Origin of the sequence: Enterobacter sp. BIDMC 26, from assembly GCF_000534435.1 — a bacterium.
GTDB classification, from domain to species: Bacteria; Pseudomonadota; Gammaproteobacteria; order Enterobacterales; family Enterobacteriaceae; genus Enterobacter; species Enterobacter ludwigii.
This window is the reverse complement of record NZ_KI973182.1, coordinates 4,226,274-4,248,558: the sequence shown is the minus strand read 5'-3', so window position 1 is coordinate 4,248,558 and position 22,285 is coordinate 4,226,274. Positions and strand designations below refer to the sequence as shown.

Here is a 22,285-nt window from a genome sequence, read left to right as displayed (position 1 = left end):
ATCCGTCGTCTGACAAGCCATGTCCTTCACTTTTGGAATGAGCTATGTCTACTACTAAACTGACCCGCCGCGAACAGCGCGCACAAGCCCAACACTTCATCGACACCCTGGAAGGCACCGCTTTCCCGAACTCTAAGCGTATTTACATCACCGGCTCTCAGGCGGGTATCCGCGTTCCGATGCGCGAAATCCAGCTTAGCCCGACGCTTCTTGGCGGCAGCAAAGAGAACCCGCAGTATGAAGACAACGAAGCCGTGCCAGTCTACGACACGTCTGGCCCGTACGGCGATCCTGATGTGGCCATTAACGTGCAGCAGGGTCTGGCAAAACTGCGCCAGCGCTGGATTGACGCGCGTAACGACTGCGAAGAACTGACGGTTCGCAGCTCTGCCTACACCAAAGAGCGTCTGGCCGACGACGGCCTGGACGAACTGCGCTTCGCGGGCCTGTTGACGCCGAAACGTGCGAAAGCGGGCAAATGCGTTACCCAGCTGCACTATGCGCGTCAGGGGATCGTCACCCCGGAGATGGAGTTTATCGCCATCCGTGAAAACATGGGCCGTGAGCGCATCCGTAGCGAAGTGCTGCGCCACCAGCATCCGGGCGAAGGTTTCGGTGCTCGCCTGCCGGAAAACATCACCCCGGAGTTTGTGCGCGATGAAGTGGCCGCTGGCCGCGCGATTATCCCCGCCAACATCAATCACCCGGAATCCGAACCGATGATTATCGGCCGCAACTTCCTGGTGAAGGTCAACGCCAATATCGGTAACTCCGCGGTCACCTCCTCCATCGAAGAAGAGGTCGAGAAGCTGGTCTGGTCAACGCGCTGGGGTGCGGACACGGTAATGGATCTCTCCACCGGGCGTTATATCCACGAAACCCGCGAGTGGATCCTGCGTAACAGCCCGGTGCCTATCGGAACGGTGCCGGTCTATCAGGCGCTGGAGAAAGTGAACGGTATCGCTGAAAACCTCACCTGGGAAGCGTTCCGCGACACGCTGCTGGAGCAGGCTGAACAGGGTGTAGACTACTTCACCATCCACGCGGGGGTGCTGCTGCGCTACGTGCCGATGACCGCGAAGCGTCTGACCGGCATTGTCTCGCGCGGGGGCTCAATCATGGCGAAGTGGTGTCTGTCTCATCATCAGGAAAACTTCCTCTACGAACACTTCCGCGAGATCTGCGAAATCTGTGCCGCTTACGACGTCTCGCTGTCGCTGGGCGACGGCCTGCGCCCTGGTTCCATTCGTGATGCCAACGACGAAGCGCAGTTTGCCGAACTGCACACGCTGGGCGAGCTGACCAAAATCGCCTGGGAGTATGACGTGCAGGTGATGATTGAAGGCCCGGGCCATGTCCCCATGCAGATGATCCGCCGCAATATGACGGAAGAACTGGAGCACTGCCATGAAGCACCATTCTATACACTGGGGCCGTTGACCACCGATATTGCCCCGGGTTACGACCACTTCACCTCCGGAATTGGTGCGGCGATGATCGGCTGGTTCGGTTGCGCCATGCTCTGCTATGTGACGCCAAAAGAGCACCTCGGTCTGCCCAACAAAGAGGACGTGAAGCAGGGGCTTATCACCTACAAAATTGCCGCCCACGCTGCGGACCTGGCGAAAGGCCATCCGGGCGCGCAAATTCGCGATAACGCGATGTCGAAGGCCCGCTTTGAATTCCGCTGGGAAGATCAGTTTAACCTCGCGCTCGACCCGTTTACCGCCCGCGCCTATCACGACGAAACCCTGCCGCAGGAGTCCGGCAAAGTGGCCCATTTCTGCTCCATGTGTGGGCCAAAATTCTGCTCGATGAAGATCAGCCAGGAGGTGCGTGACTACGCCGCCGCGCAAACCATTGAAGTGGGCATGGCGGATATGTCAGAAACCTTCCGCGCGAAAGGCGGCGAAATCTACCTCAAAAAAGAGGAGGCGTAATGTACCAGCCCGATTTCCCACCCGTGCCCTTTCGTTTGGGGCTCTACCCGGTGGTGGACAGCGTGGAGTGGGTTGCCCGCCTGCTGGAGGCAGGTGTACGCACGCTGCAGCTGCGCATCAAAGATAAACGCGATGAGGAGGTGGAGAACGATGTCGCCGCCGCCATCGCGCTGGGGCGTCGGTATAAAGCCCGCCTGTTTATCAACGACTACTGGCGACTGGCGATAAAGCACCAGGCCTACGGCGTGCATCTGGGTCAGGAGGACCTGGAGACCACAGACCTGAAGGCCATCCGGGAAGCCGGTTTGCGCCTGGGTGTCTCGACCCATGACGATATGGAGATTGACGTGGCACTGGCGGCTCGCCCTTCGTACATTGCGCTTGGACACGTCTTCCCGACGCAAACTAAACAGATGCCCTCCGCGCCACAAGGGCTGGCACAGCTGGCGGCTCACGTGAAGCGTCTTGCGCAGTACCCGACCGTGGCCATCGGCGGGATTAGCCTTGAACGAGCGCCGGCCGTGCTGGATACCGGTGTCGGCAGTATCGCCGTCGTCAGTGCCATCACCCAGGCCGCAGACTGGCAGGCCGCCACCCGGCAGCTCTTACAACTGGCAGGAGCAGGCGATGAATGATCGTGACTTTATGCGCTATAGCCGCCAGATCCTGCTGGAGGATATCGCCATCGACGGGCAGCAAAAGCTACTCGCCAGCCGGGTTTTGATTGTCGGGCTGGGCGGATTAGGCGCGCCTGCCGCGCTCTATCTGGCCGGTGCAGGCGTGGGCACGCTGGTACTGGCCGATGACGACGAGGTGCATCTTAGCAACCTGCAGCGTCAAATCCTCTTTACCACCGAGGATATCAACCAGCCCAAAGTACACATTACCCGCCAGCGCCTGAACCAGCTGAACCCGGATATTGAGCTCATTGCGTGTCAGGAGCGGCTCAGCGGCGACAATCTGCTCCGAGAAGTCGCCCTGGCCGACGTGGTGCTGGACTGCACCGACAATATGGCAACCCGCCAGGCGATCAACGCCGCCTGTGTCGCAAAAAATACGCCGCTTATCACCGCCAGCGCGGTGGGGTTCGGCGGGCAGATGATGGTCCTGACACCGCCGTGGGCGCAGGGCTGCTATCGCTGTCTGTGGCCAGACGATGCTGAGCCAGAGCGTAACTGTCGCACCGCGGGCATTCTTGGCCCGGTTGTGGGGGTGATGGGTACCCTGCAGGCGCTCGAGGCCATCAAGCTGCTCAGCGGAATGGAGACCGAGCGCAACACGTTGCGGTTATTTGACGCCCGCTCCAGCGGCTGGCGTCATCTGGCGTTACACCGCGCCAGCCACTGCCCGGTATGCGGAGGCGGCAATGCGCATTCTGTTTAACGATGAGCCGATGAAATGCGAGGACGGGCTCACCGTTGCCGTGCTGCTCGATAAACTGCGCCAGCTCAAGCCGGGAACGGCGCTGGCGCTCAATCAACAGATCCTGCCGCGCGAGCAGTGGGAACATCAGCAGGTCAATGAAGGCGACCAGATCCTGCTGTTTCAGGTTATCGCAGGGGGCTGAGATGTTACGTATTGCCGATAAAGTCTTTGATTCACATCTGTTTACCGGAACCGGGAAATTCGCATCACCCCAGCTGATGGTCGATGCCATCCGTGAAAGCGGCAGCCAGCTGGTCACGCTGGCGTTAAAACGCGTGGATCTGCACCATCACAGTGATGCCATTCTGGCGCCTTTACTGGAAGCTGGCGTCACGCTACTGCCAAATACTTCCGGCGCGAAAACGGCCGAAGAGGCCATTTTCGCCGCTCAACTGGCGCGTGAAGCGCTCGGCACACGCTGGCTGAAGCTGGAAATTCACCCGGATGCTCGCTGGCTGTTGCCCGACCCGATCGAGACGCTGAAAGCGGCAGAAAAGCTGGTACAACAAGGGTTCATCGTTCTGCCTTACTGCGGTGCCGATCCGGTACTCTGCAAACGTCTGGAAGATGTTGGCTGCGCCGCCGTTATGCCGCTGGGCGCGCCTATTGGCTCTAACCAGGGGCTGGAAACCCGGGCAATGCTGGAGATCATCATTGAGCAGGCCACCGTGCCGGTGGTGGTGGATGCGGGTATTGGCGTACCAAGCCATGCCGCGCAGGCGCTGGAGATGGGGGCGGACGCGGTGCTGGTGAACACGGCCATCGCGGTTGCCGACGATCCGGTCATGATGGCGCGCGCGTTTCGCATGGCGGTGGAGGCTGGCCTGCTGGCACGGCAATCAGGCCCTGGCTCGCGCAGTTTTCAGGCGCAGGCCACCAGCCCGCTGACCGGTTTTCTGGAGGCAATCTCATGACCACCTTTACCGACCGCTGGCGGCAGCTTAACTGGGACGACATTGCCCTGCGCATCAACAGCAAAACGCCGGTCGACGTCGAGCGCGCACTGAATGCGCGCCATCTGACCCGCGACGATTTAATGGCCCTGCTCTCCCCTGCGGCCAGTGCTTATCTGGAGCCGATGGCCCAGCGCGCCCAGCGTCTCACCCGACAGCGCTTTGGCAACACGGTAAGCTTTTACGTCCCGCTCTATCTCTCAAACCTGTGCGCCAATGACTGTACCTACTGCGGCTTCTCCATGAGCAACCGCATTAAGCGTAAGACGCTTGATGAGGAAGAGATCGCGCGCGAGTGTGCGGCCATCCGGGAAATGGGCTTCGAGCATCTCCTGCTGGTCACCGGTGAGCACCAGGGCAAAGTCGGAATGGACTATTTCCGCCAGCACCTTCCTGCCATTCGTCGTCAGTTCGCCTCGTTGCAGATGGAAGTGCAGCCCCTGTCGCAGGATGAGTATGCGGAGCTCAAAACGCTCGGACTGGATGGAGTGATGGTCTATCAGGAAACGTACCACGAAGCGACCTACGCACGGCATCACCTGAAGGGCAAGAAACAGGACTTCTTCTTCCGCCTTGAAACGCCGGACAGGCTCGGACGTGCCGGGATCGATAAAATTGGCCTTGGTGCGCTGATTGGGCTTTCCGATAGCTGGCGCGTGGATTGCTACATGGTGGCGGAACATCTGTTGTGGCTTCAGCAGCACTACTGGCAGAGCCGCTACTCCATCTCCTTCCCCCGGCTGCGCCCGTGTGCTGGCGGGATTGAACCGGCCTCACTCATGGATGAGCGCCAGCTGGTACAAACGATCTGCGCGTTTCGCCTGCTTGCCCCGGAGGTTGAATTATCGCTCTCAACACGTGAATCACCGGCGTTCCGCGACCGCGTGATCCCGCTTGCGATAAACAACGTGAGCGCATTTTCCAAAACACAGCCGGGCGGTTACGCCGATGATCACCCTGAACTGGAGCAGTTTGCCCCGCATGATGGACGACGTCCGGAAGCGGTCGCCGCGGCCCTGAGCGCACAGGGGCTGCAGCCGGTCTGGAAAGACTGGGACAGCTGGCTGGGAAGAGCCTCGCAATTACGCTGAAACATACTGCAACTCCGCAGAAATAAAACGAGGCGGCACGGAGAGTCACTACCGGATGATTGCCAGCTATCGTCCGGTTTTTTATTGTCATGTGGTCAGCAACGGACGCTGACCAGGGCGAAAAGCTTCTTCCTCGTTTCGCCCTGCCTCTGACTTATCGTGCACACTGAATTTCTGATTTTATGAGTAATTTCTTAGCCATTCTTAAGATAAATCATCTCGTCTGAAATCGTGTTCCGTATAATTCACAGCTAACCGCAGGACTGCGACTATGCTGAGAGGATATCGGCAGACGAAAAGCATTCACCCTCAGGAATGATGTACAACTCATGGCACTTCACAGCAAAAAACTCTCTTTTACCCGGCCAATAATGGCCAGCTTCGCGGGGATACTGTGCAGTTTTGCACTGATCGCTGTCGTGGTTACGCTTTCGCAACGAAAGGATTTTCTTGAGGATTATCATAAAATTAATGGTAATTTCACGCATAATCTGGCGGTTAACTATACCGAATCAATGTTGCGTGAAAACGACTATATTCTTGGTCGTTCTGCGATGTACTTTTCCCGCAACGAAATACTGAATGAGACGCTGAACGTCAACCCGACGCAAGGGTTGCAGATGTTGATGCATTTGCAAAACCTGATGCCGACCGTGTCATCCATCTCGCTGGCCGACACGGAGGGGCATTATTTGCACGCTCCCGAAGCGCCTCCCACGGAAAAGAGTAAAAACGTCGATCCGCGGACGCGCCCGTGGTTTGTCGCCCACGCGGAAGCCAGTATTTTCAGCCATTATACCCACCCTTATATGGACTACTTTACCGGGCATCCAACGGTCACGCTTTATAAGCCATTGATTTCAACAGAAGGCAGACTCAAGGGAACCCTCGCCTTTCATCTTGATTTGGCGTCGATGGGGTATACCCTTCGACAGATGGTGGCCCCTGTACAAGGGGAATTCTTCGTCGTCGAGCGCGACGGAACCGTGGTGCTTCATCCTGACACGGGCGCGCTGTTCAAAAAATACGTGAGCGAAGCGCTGATGGACAAAATGACCAGCGGCGAGGGTCATTTATACGACCGGAAAAGTAAAACCTGGTATTACTACTACTCCTTCACTAACCCGGATTGGTTTGTCATCTACCGGGTCTCTGGCGCGACCCTGACGGATATTACCCGCCACGAAACCACTATCGTTGGCTGGGGATTTGCACTGGCGGCGATTATTATCATTCTCTTCGGTTTATACCTTCGCCATGCCTCGCGTACCGTGCTAATGCATATTATCAACGCCATCAAAACTGGCGATGTCAGCCAGGCACCGCGTCTGGAAGCGATGCTGAGTCATACCATCCAGTCGAATAAAGAGCGTGAGATGGCATATGTCCGCCAGGCAACCCACGATGCGCTAACAGGCTGCAAAAACCGCCGCGCGTTCGATACCGATGTGGAAGAGTTAATGGCGGCTCAACAGCCTTTCGCACTGGCGCTGGTGGATATCGATAACTTCAAATCAATCAACGATACCTGGGGCCACCTTAGCGGCGATATTGTCCTGCGTAACGTGGCGCGTGAAGGGATCCAGATCATGCAACCGCACCACATCTCGGTGTACCGGTACGGTGGAGAAGAGTTTGCGGTGGTCTTCGAGGCTACGCAAATTGCTGATGCAATCTCGTTGCTGGAAGCGTGGCGTACCACCATTGAAAAACGCGTCTGGCGCGAAGAAAACCTGCAGGTTACGTTCAGTGCAGGCCTGGGGGAATGGCATTTCGAACCGCTGGAGCAATTTGTAGGGAGCGTGGATAACGCACTTTACAGCGCAAAACAACAGGGTAAAAACCGCATCCTTCAGACCTCCATCCGTTAATTTCTTCCCTCCCACGCTGTCCGTTTCGACGGGCAGCGTGCGCTTTCATGCAAAATTGTAACCGGTTTCAGAAAATCACCCATTTCTTTGTGATGCCTGACACACAATCGCGGTAAAGCGGTTGTTGAAGCGGTCTGCACGGGATAATTATCAATAAACACATGTAGATCGAGGCTGATTATGAAGAACATCGTTTTATGCTGTGCAGCGGGAATGTCAACCAGCATGCTGGTTCAACGTATGAAAGACGCCGCGCAGAAAAAAGGAGTTGAAGTCACCATTAAAGCCGTTCCGGTTGCGGAGTTTAAAGATAATATCGCGACGGCTGACATCGTATTGCTGGGGCCACAGGTTAAATACGAGCAGGCTAAACTTCAGGCGCAGGCCGATCCGCTTGGTAAAAAGGTCGCGGTGATCGACATGATGGATTACGGCATGATGAAAGGTGATGTCGTCCTGGAAAAAGCGCTTAAATTACTGGAGTGACCCGTGGAAGATTTAGAAACAACGATCATGGAACTGCTGGTCAACGCGGGAGCAGCGCGCAGTGCTGCCCTTACGGCGTTGCAGATGGCCCGTAAAGGCGACTTTGACGAAGCCGAAAAGGCGATGGAAGAGTCGCGTGAATACGTGAAACATGCCCACACCATCCAGACGCAGCTGATTGGTCTTGATGAAGGGACCGGAAAGCTGCCGGTTAACCTGATCACCGTCCACTCTCAGGATCACCTGATGAACGCGATGGTCATTCAGGACCTGGCGGGCGATATGATTGAGCTGTATCGTCGGCTACCGCTGATAAACTGAAAAATATGCAGACATAAAAAAACCCGCCGAAGCGGGTTTTTTATTTGCTGAATCAACGATTACTCGTTGTCAGAACCACCCAGACCTGCGTTCAGCAGCTCTGCCAGGCTCGCGGATGCATCTTCAGCAGTTACCTGCGGTGCAGCTGGCAGTTCGCCTGCAGCACGACGACGCATACGATCCTGATGGTACGCATAACCGGTACCAGCCGGGATCAGACGACCCACGATAACGTTCTCTTTCAGACCGCGCAGTTCATCACGCTTACCTGCTACAGCGGCTTCGGTCAGGACACGCGTGGTCTCCTGGAACGATGCTGCAGAGATGAAGGACTCGGTTGCCAGAGACGCTTTGGTGATACCCAGCAGATCGCGCGAGAAGGTCGCAGCGATTTTGCCGTTCGCTTCCAGATCGCGGTTAGCGATCTTGACGCGTGAGTATTCAACCTGCTCGCCTTCCAGGAACTCAGAGCTGCCCGCGCTATCAATGGTTGCTTTACGCAGCATCTGACGAACGATAACTTCGATGTGTTTATCGTTAATCTTAACGCCCTGCAGACGGTATACGTCCTGTACTTCGTTAACGATGTAACGAGTAACAGCATGCACACCACGCAGACGCAGGATGTCGTGCGGCGCTTCTGGACCGTCGGAAACCACGTCACCACGTTCTACACGTTCACCTTCGAACACGTTGAGCTGACGCCACTTAGGAATCATCTCTTCGTACGGCTCGCTGCCATCTACTGGGGTGATAACCAGACGGCGTTTACCTTTGGTCTCTTTACCGAAGGAGATGATACCGCTGATTTCAGCCAGGATTGCAGGCTCTTTCGGACGACGAGCTTCGAACAGATCCGCAACGCGTGGCAGACCACCGGTGATGTCCTTGGTACCGCCGGATTCCTGAGGAATACGCGCCAGGGTGTCACCAGAACTGATCTGTACGCCATCTTCCAGCTGTACAATCGCTTTACCCGGCAGGAAGTACTGCGCAGGCATATCGGTACCAGGGATCAGAACGTCGTTACCCTGAGCATCAACGATTTTCAGTGCAGGACGCAGATCTTTACCACCGGCAGTACGCTCAGCAGAGTCCAGAACGACCAGAGAAGACAGACCGGTCAGCTCGTCGGTCTGACGAGTAATGGTCTGGCCGTCGATCATGTCAGTGAAGCGGATGAAACCACTTACTTCGGTGATAACCGGCATGGTGTGTGGATCCCAGTTTGCAACGGTTTCACCGCCGGCAACCTGCTCGCCATCACCTTTCGCCATAACAGCACCGTAAGGCACTTTATAGCTCTCTTTGGTACGACCGAATTCGTCGATCAGCTTCAGCTCGGTGTTACGAGAGGTCACAACCAGCTTGCCTGCGGAGTTAACAACAGACTTCGCGTTGCTGAGCTTGATGCTACCTTTGTTTTTCACCTGGATGCTGGATTCAGCAGCCGCACGAGATGCCGCACCACCGATGTGGAACGTACGCATCGTCAGCTGTGTACCCGGTTCACCGATGGACTGTGCCGCGATAACACCGATTGCTTCACCTTTGTTGATGATGTGGCCACGCGCCAGGTCACGACCATAGCAGTGCGCACATACACCGAAATCGGTGTCACAAGATACAACGGAACGAACTTTCACAGAGTCAACAGAGTTCGCTTCCAGCAGGTCACACCACTGTTCGTGCAGCAGCGTGTTGCGTGGAACCAGAATGTCTGCGGTACCCGGCTTCAGAATGTCTTCCGCGGTCACACGACCCAGTACGCGATCGCGCAGCGGCTCTTTAACATCACCACCCTCGATAACCGGGGTCATGGTGATACCTTCGAGGGTGCCACAATCGTCTTCGGTCACAACCAGGTCCTGCGCAACGTCAACCAGACGACGCGTCAGATAACCGGAGTTCGCTGTTTTCAGTGCGGTATCCGCCAGACCTTTACGCGCACCGTGAGTAGAGATGAAGTACTGGAGTACGTTCAGACCTTCACGGAAGTTCGCGGTGATTGGCGTTTCGATGATGGAGCCATCTGGCTTCGCCATCAGACCACGCATACCTGCCAGCTGACGAATCTGTGCTGCAGAACCACGCGCACCGGAGTCGGCCATCATGTAAATGCTGTTGAAGGAAACCTGCTGCTCTTCTACGCCGTCACGGTTAATCACGGTTTCGGTTTGCAGGTTATCCATCATCGCTTTGGATACACGATCGTTCGCCGCAGCCCAGATATCGATAACTTTGTTATAGCGTTCGCCCGCGGTAACCAGACCAGACTGGAACTGCTCCTGGATCTCAGCAACTTCGGCTTCCGCTTCAGAGATGATCTCGTGTTTCTTCTCTGGGATAACCATGTCATCGATACCAACAGATGCACCTGAACGCGCTGCATATGCAAAGCCGGTGTACATTGTCTGGTCAGCGAAGATAACCGTCGGCTTCAGACCCAGAATGCGGTAACAGGTGTTCAGCATTTTGGAGATCGCTTTCTTACCCAGCGCCTGGTTGACGATGGAGAAAGGCAGACCTTTCGGTACGATCATCCACAGAATGGCACGGCCAACGGTCGTGTCTTTCAGGCTGGTTTTCGCAACGAATTCGCCGTTAGCATCTTTTTCATATTCAGTGATACGCACTTTGACACGCGCATGCAGAGAGGCCAGGCCAGCGCGATAGATACGCTCAGCTTCTTTAGGGCCAGTCAGCACCATGCCTTCGCCTTTGGCGTTAACACAGTCGCGGGTCATGTAGTACAGACCCAATACAACGTCCTGAGAAGGAACGATGATTGGTTCACCGTTCGCTGGAGACAGGATGTTGTTAGTAGACATCATCAGCGCACGCGCTTCGAGCTGGGCTTCCAGCGTCAGCGGTACGTGAACAGCCATCTGGTCACCATCGAAGTCGGCGTTATATGCCGCACAAACCAGCGGGTGCAGCTGGATAGCTTTACCTTCGATCAGTACCGGTTCAAATGCCTGGATACCCAGACGGTGCAGTGTTGGTGCACGGTTCAGCAGTACCGGGTGTTCGCGGATAACTTCGTCCAGGATATCCCAAACGACAGCTTCTTCACGCTCAACCATTTTCTTAGCGGCTTTGATGGTGGTGGCCAGGCCACGCAGTTCCAGCTTGCCGTAGATGAACGGTTTGAACAGCTCCAGTGCCATTTTCTTCGGCAGACCGCACTGATGCAGACGCAGGTATGGACCTACGGTGATAACAGAACGACCGGAGTAGTCAACACGCTTACCGAGCAGGTTCTGACGGAAACGACCCTGTTTACCTTTGATCATATCGGCCAAAGATTTCAGAGGACGTTTGTTAGAACCGGTGATCGCACGACCGCGACGACCGTTATCCAGCAGGGCATCTACCGCTTCCTGCAGCATACGTTTTTCGTTACGTACGATGATGTCCGGCGCAGCCAGATCCAGCAGACGTTTCAGACGGTTGTTACGGTTGATAACTCGACGATACAGATCGTTCAGATCCGACGTTGCGAAACGACCACCATCCAGCGGAACCAGCGGACGCAGATCTGGCGGCAGAACCGGCAGAACGGTCAGGATCATCCACTCTGGTTTGTTACCAGACTGAACGAATGCTTCCAGCAGTTTGATACGCTTGGTCAGCTTTTTACGCTTGGTTTCGGAGTTGGTTTCGTTCAGCTCTTCACGCAGCTGCTCGCACTCTTGCTCCAGGTCCATGCTTTTCAGCAGGGCCTGAATAGCTTCCGCACCCATCTTCGCGTCGAATTCGTCACCGAACTCTTCCAGCGCGTCCAGATACTGTTCTTCGGTCAGAATCTGGTGGCGTTCCAGGTTCGTCATACCGCCTTCGATAACCACATAAGATTCGAAGTACAGAACACGTTCGATATCGCGCAGCGGCATATCCAGCAGCAGGCCGATACGGGACGGCAGAGATTTCAGGAACCAGATGTGCGCAGTTGGAGATGCCAGTTCGATGTGGCCCATGCGCTCACGGCGCACTTTGGTCTGGGTCACTTCAACGCCGCACTTCTCACAGATCACACCACGGTGTTTCAGGCGCTTGTACTTACCGCACAGGCACTCGTAGTCTTTTACTGGCCCGAAAATTCGCGCACAGAAAAGGCCGTCACGCTCAGGCTTGAACGTACGGTAGTTGATGGTTTCCGGCTTTTTAACTTCACCGAAAGACCATGAACGGATCATGTCTGGCGAAGCCAGAGCAATTTTGATCGCATCAAACTCTTCGGTTTTAGTCTGCGCTTTCAGAAACTTTAATAAATCTTTCACGGATTTGCTCCCGTCGGAGTTAGCACAATCTGGTGTCGGGGGTTAGCCCGACACCAGTGACCTGTTTGAGCGAGAATTACTCGTCTTCCAGTTCGATGTTGATACCCAGCGAACGAATCTCTTTCAACAGTACGTTGAAGGACTCTGGCATGCCTGGTTCCATCTGATGATTGCCGTCCACGATGTTTTTATACATCTTGGTACGACCGTTCACGTCATCAGACTTAACGGTGAGCATTTCCTGCAGGGTGTATGCTGCGCCGTATGCTTCCAGCGCCCACACTTCCATCTCCCCGAAGCGCTGACCACCGAACTGCGCCTTACCACCCAGCGGCTGCTGAGTAACCAGGCTGTAAGAACCGGTAGAACGAGCGTGCATCTTGTCGTCGACCAGGTGGTTCAGTTTCAGCATGTACATGTAACCTACGGTTACCGGACGCTCGAACTGTTCACCGGTACGGCCATCAAAAAGCGTAATCTGACCAGACGTTGGCAGACCACCCAGTTGCAGCAGCTCTTTGATTTCAGCTTCTTTTGCACCGTCGAATACCGGCGTTGCAATCGGCATACCTTTGCGCAGGTTCTCTGCCAGACGCAGCACTTCTTCATCGCTGAAGGTGCTCAGGTCGACTTTCTGACGAACGTCGGTACCCAGATCGTAGGCACGCTGGATGAATTCGCGCAGTTTCGCGACTTCTTCCTGCTGTTTCAGCATGGCGTTGATCTTATCGCCGATACCTTTCGCAGCCATACCCAGGTGGGTTTCCAGAATCTGACCGATGTTCATACGAGACGGTACGCCCAGTGGGTTCAGTACGATATCTACCGGCGTACCGTTAGCATCGTGCGGCATATCTTCGATCGGGTTGATCTTAGAGATAACACCCTTGTTACCGTGACGACCTGCCATCTTATCACCAGGCTGGATCTGACGTTTAACAGCCAGATACACCTTAACAATCTTCAGCACGCCTGGTGCCAGATCGTCGCCCTGAGTGATTTTACGGCGTTTCGCTTCGAGTTTTTTCTCGAACTCGTGTTTCAGTTCGTCATACTGCTCAGCCAGCTGTTCCAGCTGATTTTGTTTCTCTTCGTCGGTCAGGCCCAGTTCCAGCCAGCGATCGCGTGGCAGTTTGTCGAGCTTCTCAGCTTCAACGCCACCGGCAACCAGCACCGCATAGATACGGCTGAACAGACCCGCTTCGAGGATCTGCAGTTCTTCAGACAGGTCTTTCTTAGCCTGTTTGAGCTGCATCTCTTCGATTTCCAGCGCACGCTTATCTTTTTCAACGCCGTCACGGGTGAAGACCTGAACATCGATAACTGTACCGGAAACACCGTTTGGTACGCGCAGAGAAGAGTCTTTAACGTCAGACGCTTTCTCACCGAAGATAGCACGCAGCAGTTTCTCTTCTGGCGTCAGCTGGGTTTCACCTTTCGGCGTTACCTTACCAACCAGAATGTCGCCGCCGGTCACTTCTGCACCGATGTAAACGATACCGGATTCATCCAGTTTGGAGAGCGCAGCTTCACCCACGTTAGGGATGTCAGCGGTGATCTCTTCTGGCCCCAGCTTGGTGTCACGGGACACACATGCCAGTTCCTGAATGTGGATGGTAGTGAAACGATCTTCCTGAACCACACGCTCGGAGACGAGGATGGAGTCTTCGAAGTTGTAACCGTTCCACGGCATGAACGCTACGCGCATGTTCTGACCGAGCGCCAGTTCACCGAGGTCGGTGGACGGACCGTCTGCCAACACGTCGCCGCGCTCAACGGGCTCACCCAGAGACACACAAGGCATCTGGTTGATACAGGTGTTCTGGTTAGAACGGGTGTATTTGGTCAGGTTATAAATGTCGATACCTGCTTCGCCCGGGTACATCTCGTCTTCGTTAACTTTGATAACGATACGGGAAGCATCCACGTACTGAACAGTACCGCCACGTTTAGCCACCGCAGTAACACCGGAGTCAACGGCAACAGCACGTTCCATACCGGTACCAACCAGCGGCTTATCAGCACGCAGAGTTGGAACGGCCTGACGTTGCATGTTCGCACCCATCAATGCACGGTTGGCGTCATCGTGTTCCAGGAACGGGATCAGGGACGCACCGACGGATACCACCTGCTGGGTGGATACGTCCATGTAGTCAACCTGGTCGCGGCTGAACAAGCTGGATTCGCCTTTGCTACGGCAGGTAACCAGATCTTCTACAAAGTGGCCTTCGTCATCCAGGTTGGAGTTCGCCTGAGCGATAACGTAGTTGCCTTCTTCGATAGCAGACAGGTAGTGAATTTCGTCAGTTACAACACCGTCGGTCACTTTACGGTACGGCGTCTCAAGGAAACCGTATTCGTTAGTCTGTGCGTACACGGACAGGGAGTTGATCAGACCGATGTTTGGACCTTCAGGCGTTTCGATTGGACATACGCGACCATAGTGAGTCGGGTGTACGTCTCGAACTTCGAAGCCTGCACGTTCACGGGTCAGACCGCCTGGGCCGAGTGCAGAGATACGACGTTTGTGCGTGATCTCAGACAGCGGGTTGTTCTGGTCCATGAACTGAGACAGCTGGCTGGAACCGAAGAACTCTTTCACTGCTGCAGAAATCGGCTTGGCGTTGATCATATCCTGAGGCATCAGGGTATCCAGATCGCCCAGAGACAGACGCTCTTTCACCGCACGCTCAACACGTACCAGGCCAACGCGGAACTGGTTTTCCGCCATTTCGCCTACGGAACGGATACGACGGTTGCCGAGGTGGTCGATATCGTCCACTTCACCTTTGCCGTTACGGATATCGATGAGCTTCTTCATCACTTCGATGATGTCGTCTTTGCTCAGGATACCGGAACCTTCGATCTCATCACGCAGCAGAGAACGGTTGAACTTCATACGACCAACCGCGGACAGATCGTAGCGGTCTTCGGAGAAGAACAGGTTCTCGAACAGGCTTTCAGCCGCTTCGCGAGTTGGTGGTTCACCAGGGCGCATCATGCGGTAGATTTCTACCAGCGCGCTCAGACGATCGGTCGTTGGATCGACGCGGATAGTCTCAGAGATATAAGGACCGTGGTCCAGATCGTTGGTGAACAGCGTTTCGATGCGTTTGTGGCCAGACTGGCTCAGCTTAGCCAGCAGATCCAGGCTCAGCTCCATGTTCGCCGGGCAGATCAGCTCGCCAGTTGATTCATCAACGTAATCTTTCGCGGCTACTTTTCCAGCAATGTATTCAACCGGAACTTCGATGAGTTTGATATCATCTTTTTCCAGCTGACGGATGTGGCGCGCGGTAATACGGCGGCCTTTTTCCACATACACTTTGCCGTCGGCTTCGATGTCGAACGACGCGGTCTCACCACGCAGACGCTCTGGCACCAGCTCCATCTGCAACTTGTTGTCGCGGATTTCAAAGATTACTTTCTCAAAGAACAGGTCCAGGATCTGTTCAGTGGTGTATTGCAGCGCACGCAAAATGATGGTCGCAGGCAGTTTACGACGACGGTCGATACGGACAAACAGGTTGTCTTTAGGATCGAACTCGAAGTCCAGCCAGGAACCACGGTAAGGAATGATACGCGCGTTATACAGTACTTTACCGGATGAGTGTGTTTTACCTTTATCGCTGTCGAAGAAGACACCCGGGCTACGATGCAGCTGGGAAACGATAACACGCTCAGTACCGTTGATGACGAAAGTACCGTTGTCTGTCATGAGTGGAATTTCACCCATGTAGACTTCTTGTTCTTTAATGTCTTTTACGGTGCCTTCTGGCGCTTCGCGCTCATAGATCACCAGACGCAGTTTTACGCGCAGCGGTGCGGAATAGGTCACGCCACGGATCTGACATTCCTGAACGTCAAACACCGGTTCGCCAAGGCGGTAGCTGACGTACTGCAGCTCGGAGTTACCGCTGTAGCTCTGAATCGGGAACACGGAACGGAAGGCTGCTTCCAGACCGTACTGCCCTTCAGGATCTTGCTCGATAAACTTCTGGAACGAGTCAAGCTGGATAGAAAGGAGATATGGAATGTCCAGAACTTGTGGACGTTTACCAAAATCCTTACGAATACGTTTTTTCTCGGTATAGGAGTAAACCATAGGGTTCCTCAGCTCGCTGACAAGTCGACCCATCTGTCCGACGAAGGGACAGTTTGTGCAACACCATTTTGTGGACCGGAAAATTGAATACTTTCCGCAATACCTGTTGCTATCACGCTTAAATCATTTCGTCGCGATTTACACAGAGCGCGCACCCTGTCGCAATATATTAAGTCGTCGATAGAAACATGCATTGTCAGGACAACCAGTAGTCAAACAGTGTGAAATGCTACTGATGCCTTACAGCGCAAAAAGGCTGGTGACTAAAAAGTCACCAGCCATCAGCCTAATGACTTAGGCTGCAACCAGAAAAGTTGGCTTATTTAACTTCAACTTCAGCGCCAGCTTCTTCCAGAGATTTTTTCAGTGCTTCTGCGTCGTCTTTGCTCACGCCTTCTTTCAGCGCAGCTGGAGCAGCTTCTACCAGGTCTTTAGCTTCTTTCAGACCCAGGCCAGTTGCGCCACGTACTGCTTTGATAACAGCAACTTTGTTAGCGCCAGCAGCTTTCAGAATTACGTCGAATTCAGTTTTTTCTTCAGCAGCTTCAACCGGGCCAGCAGCTACAGCTACAGCAGCAGCAGCGGAAACACCGAATTTTTCTTCCATTGCAGAGATCAGTTCTACAACGTCCATTACGGACATAGCTGCAACTGCTTCAATGATTTGATCTTTAGTGATAGACATTTAAATTGTTCCTGAAAATCAGAATAAGTTTATACGTAAGCAAATGCTTTATAAAGATAACTGCGATTAAGCAGCTTCTTTTGCATCGCGAACAGCAGCCAGAGTGCGAACCAGTTTGCCAGCCGAAGCTTCTTTCATGGTTGCCATCAGGCGTGCAATTGCTTCTTCGTAGGTCGGCAGGGTTGCCAGGCGATCGATTTGCGATGCCGGGATCAACTCACCTTCAAAGGCTGCAGCTTTGACCTCAAATTTTGCATTCGCTTTCGCGAACTCTTTGAACAGACGAGCAGCAGCGCCCGGGTGTTCCATAGAGTATGCAATAAGGGTCGGACCAACAAACGTGTCTTTCAGGCACTCGAAAGGAGTACCTTCAACTACGCGACGCAGCAGGGTGTTACGAACAACACGCATGTATACGCCAGCTTCACGACCTGCTTTACGCAGTTCAGTCATTTTGTCTACAGTAACGCCACGGGAATCCGCAACTACTGCAGACAGCGCGCCTTTGGCTACTTCGCTGACTTCAGCAACAATCGCTTGTTTGTCTTGAAGATTTAAAGCCATTAGCTTTGCTCCTGGATGTTTGCCGGAACTCATGTTCCGGAACTCACTTCACTCTCCCCAACGGAAAGAGCGTCTTAATACGGTGAGCAGAAACAAGCCAGAGTATCCAAAAATAATCTTAGCGTTCTGTCACCGTCTACGCAGGGCATTAAGTTTCTTGCGAAACACCTGCGGTCTTCGACGGAGGCCTGGATTAGGCCAGGCTCCAACGAACAAATCTTTTAGCCGCTAACTTTTGTTAGCAAACGTGGGGGTAAGATTGTAGACAAAATCACCGCCCACGTAAAGGCATTAGTTTGCAGCAGCGCTCAGGCCAGCCTGGTCAACTGCAACACCTGCACCCATGGTGGTGGAGATGCTAACTTTCTTGATGTACACGCCTTTCGCCTGAGTTGGTTTTGCTTTTTTCAGCGCAACCAGCAGAGCTTCCAGGTTTTCTTTCAGTTTGTCAGCGTCAAAGTCCACTTTACCGATGGTGGTGTGGATGATGCCGTTTTTGTCGTTACGATAACGAACCTGACCTGCTTTAGCGTTCTTAACAGCTTCAGCAACGTTAGGGGTTACAGTACCCACTTTCGGGTTTGGCATCAGGCCGCGTGGACCCAGAACCTGGCCCAGCTGGCCAACAACGCGCATTGCATCTGGAGAAGCAATAACAACGTCAAAGTTCATTTCGCCTTTCTTGATCTGGTCAGCCAGATCTTCCATACCTACCAGTTCAGCGCCGGCAGCTTTAGCCGCTTCAGCGTTTGCACCCTGAGCAAATACAGCTACGCGTACGGAACGGCCAGTACCGTGTGGCAGTACAGTTGCACCACGAACGTTCTGATCAGATTTACGAGCATCGATGCCCAGGTTAACAGCAACGTCAACGCTTTCAACGAACTTAGCGGTAGCCAGTTCTTTCAGCAGAGCGATAGCTTCGTTGATGTCGTACTGTTTGGTCGCATCAACTTTGTCACGGATCACGGACATGCGCTTGGTCAGTTTAGCCATTTCTTAGTCCTCCACTACCAGGCCCATGGAACGTGCAGTACCTTCGATTGAGCGAGTCATCGCTTCAATGTCGGCACCAGTCATGTCGGCAGCTTTGGTCTGCGCGATTTCCTGCAGCTGAGCGCGGGAAATTTTACCCACTTTGTCTTTGTTCGGTTTACCGGAACCAGACTTGATACCCGCCGCTTTCTTCAGCAGAACTGCTGCTGGAGGGGTTTTGGTAACGAAAGTGAAAGAACGGTCAGCGTATACAGTGATAACAACTGGGATTGGCAGACCTTTTTCCATGGATTCGGTTTTGGCGTTGAACGCTTTACAGAATTCCATGATGTTCACACCCTGCTGACCCAGAGCTGGACCAACTGGTGGACTTGGGTTCGCCATACCTGCTGCAACCTGCAGCTTGACGTAGGCTTGTACTTTCTTAGCCATTCTAAAATCCTCTGATTGGGTGATAACGCCTCAAGGAGGCTCCCCGTGAATAAAATCGTTTTACAGGCCGCAGCCCATAAAAACAAAAGGCGCGAAATTGTATTCCAATCTCGCGCCTTGTGCAACGATTAAATCGTCGCTTTTTTGATCGCTGCTTAGGCTTTTTCTACCTGGGCAAAGTCCAGTTCTACCGGGGTCGCACGACCGAAGATAGAAACGGACACTTTCAGGCGGGACTTTTCATAGTCCACTTCTTCAACCACGCCATTAAAGTCAGCAAACGGACCGTCATTAACACGAACCATTTCACCCGGTTCAAACAGCGTTTTCGGACGCGGCTTATCACCCACCTGCTGCAGGCGGTTCATAATCGCATCAACTTCTTTGTCGCTGATTGGTGCCGGACGGTCAGACGTGCCGCCGATAAAGCCCATCACGCGCGGTACGCTGCGCACCAGGTGCCAGCTCGCGTCGTTCATAACCATCTGAACCAGCACGTAACCCGGGAAGAATTTACGCTCGCTTTTGCGACGTTGGCCGCCACGGATCTCGACCACTTCTTCGGTCGGAACCATAACTTCGCCAAATAACTCTTCCATGTTGTGTAATTTGATATGCTCACGCAGCGACGTTGCTACGCGGCCTTCAAAACCGGAAAACGCCTGAACGACGTACCAGCGCTTTTTAGGGGCTTCAGACATCTCAGAACCTCAGGCCAGTGATAAAGGATACCAGGCGAACCAGAATACCATCCAGTCCCCACAGGATCAGTGACATTACAGCGGTAACCGCCGCTACGATCAGCGTGGTGTGCAATGTTTCCTGGCGAGTCGGCCAAATTACCTTGCGGACTTCGGTACGCGCTTCGCGAGCAAAAGCGACAGTCGCTTTGCCTTTTGTCGTCAACAGCGCGACACCACCCGCTGCAGCAATCAGAATTACCACTGCAAGCGCGCGTAGCGGCAGCATCATGTCACGATAAAGGTAGTTGCCGACAATCGCTACGATCAGCAGCACGGCTACGACTACCCATTTCATCGCTTCCAGGCCGCGCCCGCTCCCTTGAGCTTCGGTATTCGCACTCATAAACCAACCTGTCAGAAGTATTCTACAAACATTTTCACCCCGCGATTGCGAGGCAAACCAAATCGAAATGCTAATTCGCTTTTCGGATTATACGCTCTCTGCAGAGCCTGTCTCAGCAATGATTATGACAAATTTAATCACTGATGAGCCAGGTTCTGATCTGAAAGCGTGCAAAAAGGGCATCAAATGATGCCCTTTTATTGCGCATTGCGTCAAATGTTATCAGCAATTAGCCGAGAACTTTAGCAACCACGCCCGCGCCAACGGTACGGCCACCTTCACGGATTGCGAAACGCAGACCGTCGTCCATCGCGATTGGGTGGATCAGCGTCACAACCATCTTGATGTTGTCGCCTGGCATTACCATCTCAACGCCTTCTGGCAGTTCGATGGTACCGGTCACGTCAGTTGTACGGAAGTAGAACTGTGGACGGTAGCCTTTGAAGAACGGAGTATGACGGCCGCCTTCGTCTTTGGACAGGATATACACTTCAGATTCGAACTTGGTGTGTGGCTTGATTGAGCCTGGCTTAGCCAGTACCTGACCACGTTCGATTTCTTCACGTTTGATACCACGCAGCAGAACACCTACGTTCTCACCAGCACGGCCTTCGTCCAGCAGTTTGCGGAACATTTCAACGCCAGTACAGGTAGACTTAGCAGTCTCTTTGATACCAACGATTTCAACTTCTTCGCCAACTTTGATGATACCGCGCTCAACACGACCGGTAACAACGGTACCACGACCGGAGATGGAGAATACGTCTTCGATTGGCAGCAGGAACGGCTTGTCAATCGCACGCTCTGGTTCTGGGATGTAAGAATCCAGGAAGCCAGCCAGTTCGATGATTTTCTCTTCCCACTCTGCTTCGCCTTCCAGCGCTTTCAGCGCGGAACCACGAACGATTGGAGTGTCGTCGCCTGGGAAATCGTACTGAGACAGCAGTTCACGAACTTCCATCTCTACCAGTTCCAGCAGCTCTTCGTCATCAACCATGTCACATTTGTTCAGGAACACGATGATGTAAGGAACGCCTACCTGACGACCCAGCAGGATGTGCTCACGAGTCTGAGGCATAGGGCCGTCAGTCGCAGCAACAACCAGGATCGCGCCGTCCATCTGCGCAGCACCGGTGATCATGTTTTTAACATAGTCGGCGTGGCCTGGGCAGTCTACGTGTGCGTAGTGGCGAGTCGGGGTGTCGTACTCAACGTGAGAGGTGTTGATGGTGATACCACGAGCTTTTTCTTCTGGTGCGTTATCGATCTGGTCGAATGCACGAGCAGAACCACCGTAGGTTTTAGCCAGAACGGTAGTGATTGCAGCGGTCAGCGTTGTTTTACCATGGTCAACGTGGCCGATAGTACCGACGTTAACGTGCGGTTTTGTACGTTCAAACTTTTCTTTAGACATCGATTGTCCCTCTAAGACACGGATAAATCGGTGATATCACCACATCAACCAGGCGAAATGCCTGAATTGTTGAATACAGTAAAATTGAAACAGAGAGAAACGGGAAGGAGAAGTGAAGTGGTGCTGATACCCAGAGTCGAACTGGGGACCTCACCCTTACCAAGGGTGCGCTCTACCAACTGAGCCATATCAGCACGTATTGGAGCGGGCAGCGGGAATCGAACCCGCATCATCAGCTTGGAAGGCTGAGGTAATAGCCATTATACGATGCCCGCATCCTGAAACTCGGCTACCCAGTTCTTTCTGTAACAAAAAAAGAGATTTCTCTCTTTTTAGGTTCGAGCTGATTCAATTTTCAAACCAGCTCCGGCGGCTTAACGCTGCCAGAAAGTGGTGGTGGGGGAAGGATTCGAACCTTCGAAGTCTGTGACGGCAGATTTACAGTCTGCTCCCTTTGGCCGCTCGGGAACCCCACCGGACTTGATGGTGCCGACTACCGGAATCGAACTGGTGACCTACTGATTACAAGTCAGTTGCTCTACCTACTGAGCTAAGTCGGCATCAAGTAGCGCGCATTCTATGGAGACATGCGCAGTCATGCAACTAAAAAATTGCATAAAACGTTCTTTCGCT

18 protein-coding genes and 4 tRNA genes are annotated in these 22,285 nt (G+C 53.8%); 9 read left to right on the top strand and 13 right to left on the bottom strand.

Annotation, left to right across the window (positions count from 1 at the left end):
* Nucleotides 1–44: 44 nt before the first annotated feature.
* The 9 genes from thiC to L462_RS03545 all read left to right on the top strand — a co-directional run bounded on the left by thiC (nucleotide 45) and on the right by L462_RS03545 (nucleotide 8,087).
* The gene (gene thiC / locus L462_RS03505; RefSeq protein WP_032679366.1) at nucleotides 45–1,940 is read left to right on the top strand and encodes a phosphomethylpyrimidine synthase ThiC; all 1,896 of its coding nucleotides are present in this window, start codon (nucleotides 45–47) and stop codon (nucleotides 1,938–1,940) included.
* Nucleotides 1,940–2,575 (top strand): thiamine phosphate synthase, encoded by a 636-nt coding sequence (gene thiE / locus L462_RS03510; protein WP_032679365.1) that lies wholly within the window; start codon nucleotides 1,940–1,942, stop codon nucleotides 2,573–2,575. Before thiC ends, thiE begins: the two co-directional genes overlap by 1 nt.
* The gene (locus L462_RS03515; RefSeq protein WP_032679364.1) at nucleotides 2,568–3,323 is read left to right on the top strand and encodes a HesA/MoeB/ThiF family protein; all 756 of its coding nucleotides are present in this window, start codon (nucleotides 2,568–2,570) and stop codon (nucleotides 3,321–3,323) included. Before thiE ends, L462_RS03515 begins: the two co-directional genes overlap by 8 nt.
* Entirely contained in the window at nucleotides 3,307–3,507 is a 201-nt protein-coding gene (gene thiS, locus L462_RS03520; RefSeq protein ID WP_032679363.1) for a sulfur carrier protein ThiS, read from the top strand. Before L462_RS03515 ends, thiS begins: the two co-directional genes overlap by 17 nt.
* Nucleotide 3,508: 1 nt before the next feature.
* Entirely contained in the window at nucleotides 3,509–4,279 is a 771-nt protein-coding gene (gene thiG / locus L462_RS03525) for a thiazole synthase (protein WP_032679362.1), read from the top strand.
* Nucleotides 4,276–5,409 (top strand): 2-iminoacetate synthase ThiH, encoded by a 1,134-nt coding sequence (gene thiH / locus L462_RS03530; RefSeq protein ID WP_014168159.1) that lies wholly within the window; start codon nucleotides 4,276–4,278, stop codon nucleotides 5,407–5,409. Before thiG ends, thiH begins: the two co-directional genes overlap by 4 nt.
* Nucleotides 5,410–5,738: 329 nt before the next feature.
* Nucleotides 5,739–7,280, top strand: coding sequence for a sensor domain-containing diguanylate cyclase (locus L462_RS03535; RefSeq protein ID WP_032679361.1), 1,542 nt, complete (start codon nucleotides 5,739–5,741; stop codon nucleotides 7,278–7,280).
* 180 nt (nucleotides 7,281–7,460) lie between these two features.
* Nucleotides 7,461–7,766 carry a PTS sugar transporter subunit IIB gene (locus L462_RS03540; protein ID WP_014068453.1) on the top strand — a complete coding sequence of 102 codons (306 nt, stop codon included), beginning with the start codon at nucleotides 7,461–7,463 and terminating at the stop codon, nucleotides 7,764–7,766.
* Between the two features lie 3 nt (nucleotides 7,767–7,769).
* Complete coding sequence (locus L462_RS03545; RefSeq protein WP_014168157.1) at nucleotides 7,770–8,087, top strand: PTS lactose/cellobiose transporter subunit IIA; 318 nt, start codon at nucleotides 7,770–7,772, stop codon at nucleotides 8,085–8,087.
* 59 nt (nucleotides 8,088–8,146) lie between these two features.
* On the opposite strand, the gene rpoC is transcribed toward L462_RS03545, so the two are convergent.
* The 13 genes from rpoC to L462_RS03610 all read right to left on the bottom strand — a co-directional run bounded on the left by rpoC (nucleotide 8,147) and on the right by L462_RS03610 (nucleotide 22,212).
* Nucleotides 8,147–12,370, bottom strand: coding sequence for a DNA-directed RNA polymerase subunit beta' (gene rpoC / locus L462_RS03550; RefSeq protein WP_014168156.1), 4,224 nt, complete (start codon nucleotides 12,368–12,370; stop codon nucleotides 8,147–8,149).
* Nucleotides 12,371–12,446: 76 nt separating this feature from the next.
* Nucleotides 12,447–16,475 carry a DNA-directed RNA polymerase subunit beta gene (rpoB, locus tag L462_RS03555; RefSeq protein WP_020882980.1) on the bottom strand — a complete coding sequence of 1,343 codons (4,029 nt, stop codon included), beginning with the start codon at nucleotides 16,473–16,475 and terminating at the stop codon, nucleotides 12,447–12,449.
* Between the two features lie 319 nt (nucleotides 16,476–16,794).
* Nucleotides 16,795–17,160: a 50S ribosomal protein L7/L12 gene (rplL, locus tag L462_RS03560; protein WP_014168154.1), complete on the bottom strand. Its 366-nt coding sequence runs from the start codon at nucleotides 17,158–17,160 to the stop codon at nucleotides 16,795–16,797.
* A 66-nt stretch (nucleotides 17,161–17,226) separates the two neighbouring features.
* Nucleotides 17,227–17,724, bottom strand: a complete 498-nt coding sequence (gene rplJ, locus L462_RS03565) for a 50S ribosomal protein L10 (RefSeq protein WP_004097644.1) — start codon at nucleotides 17,722–17,724, stop codon at nucleotides 17,227–17,229.
* 291 nt (nucleotides 17,725–18,015) lie between these two features.
* Nucleotides 18,016–18,720 carry a 50S ribosomal protein L1 gene (gene rplA / locus L462_RS03570; protein ID WP_006810530.1) on the bottom strand — a complete coding sequence of 235 codons (705 nt, stop codon included), beginning with the start codon at nucleotides 18,718–18,720 and terminating at the stop codon, nucleotides 18,016–18,018.
* Between the two features lie 3 nt (nucleotides 18,721–18,723).
* Complete coding sequence (gene rplK, locus L462_RS03575) at nucleotides 18,724–19,152, bottom strand: 50S ribosomal protein L11 (protein ID WP_008808007.1); 429 nt, start codon at nucleotides 19,150–19,152, stop codon at nucleotides 18,724–18,726.
* A 155-nt stretch (nucleotides 19,153–19,307) separates the two neighbouring features.
* Nucleotides 19,308–19,853 (bottom strand): transcription termination/antitermination protein NusG, encoded by a 546-nt coding sequence (gene nusG, locus L462_RS03580; RefSeq protein ID WP_003862341.1) that lies wholly within the window; start codon nucleotides 19,851–19,853, stop codon nucleotides 19,308–19,310.
* 1 nt (nucleotide 19,854) lies between these two features.
* Entirely contained in the window at nucleotides 19,855–20,238 is a 384-nt protein-coding gene (secE, locus tag L462_RS03585) for a preprotein translocase subunit SecE (protein WP_003862342.1), read from the bottom strand.
* A gap of 229 nt (nucleotides 20,239–20,467) precedes the next feature.
* A complete protein-coding gene (gene tuf, locus L462_RS03590; RefSeq protein ID WP_014168151.1) occupies nucleotides 20,468–21,652 on the bottom strand; it encodes an elongation factor Tu in 1,185 nt (394 codons plus the stop codon).
* A 118-nt stretch (nucleotides 21,653–21,770) separates the two neighbouring features.
* Nucleotides 21,771–21,846, bottom strand: a tRNA-Thr gene (locus L462_RS03595).
* Between the two features lie 6 nt (nucleotides 21,847–21,852).
* Nucleotides 21,853–21,927, bottom strand: a tRNA-Gly gene (locus tag L462_RS03600).
* A 116-nt stretch (nucleotides 21,928–22,043) separates the two neighbouring features.
* Nucleotides 22,044–22,128 (bottom strand) — tRNA-Tyr (locus L462_RS03605).
* 8 nt (nucleotides 22,129–22,136) lie between these two features.
* A tRNA-Thr gene (locus tag L462_RS03610) sits at nucleotides 22,137–22,212 on the bottom strand.
* Between the last annotated feature and the right edge of the window lie 73 nt (nucleotides 22,213–22,285).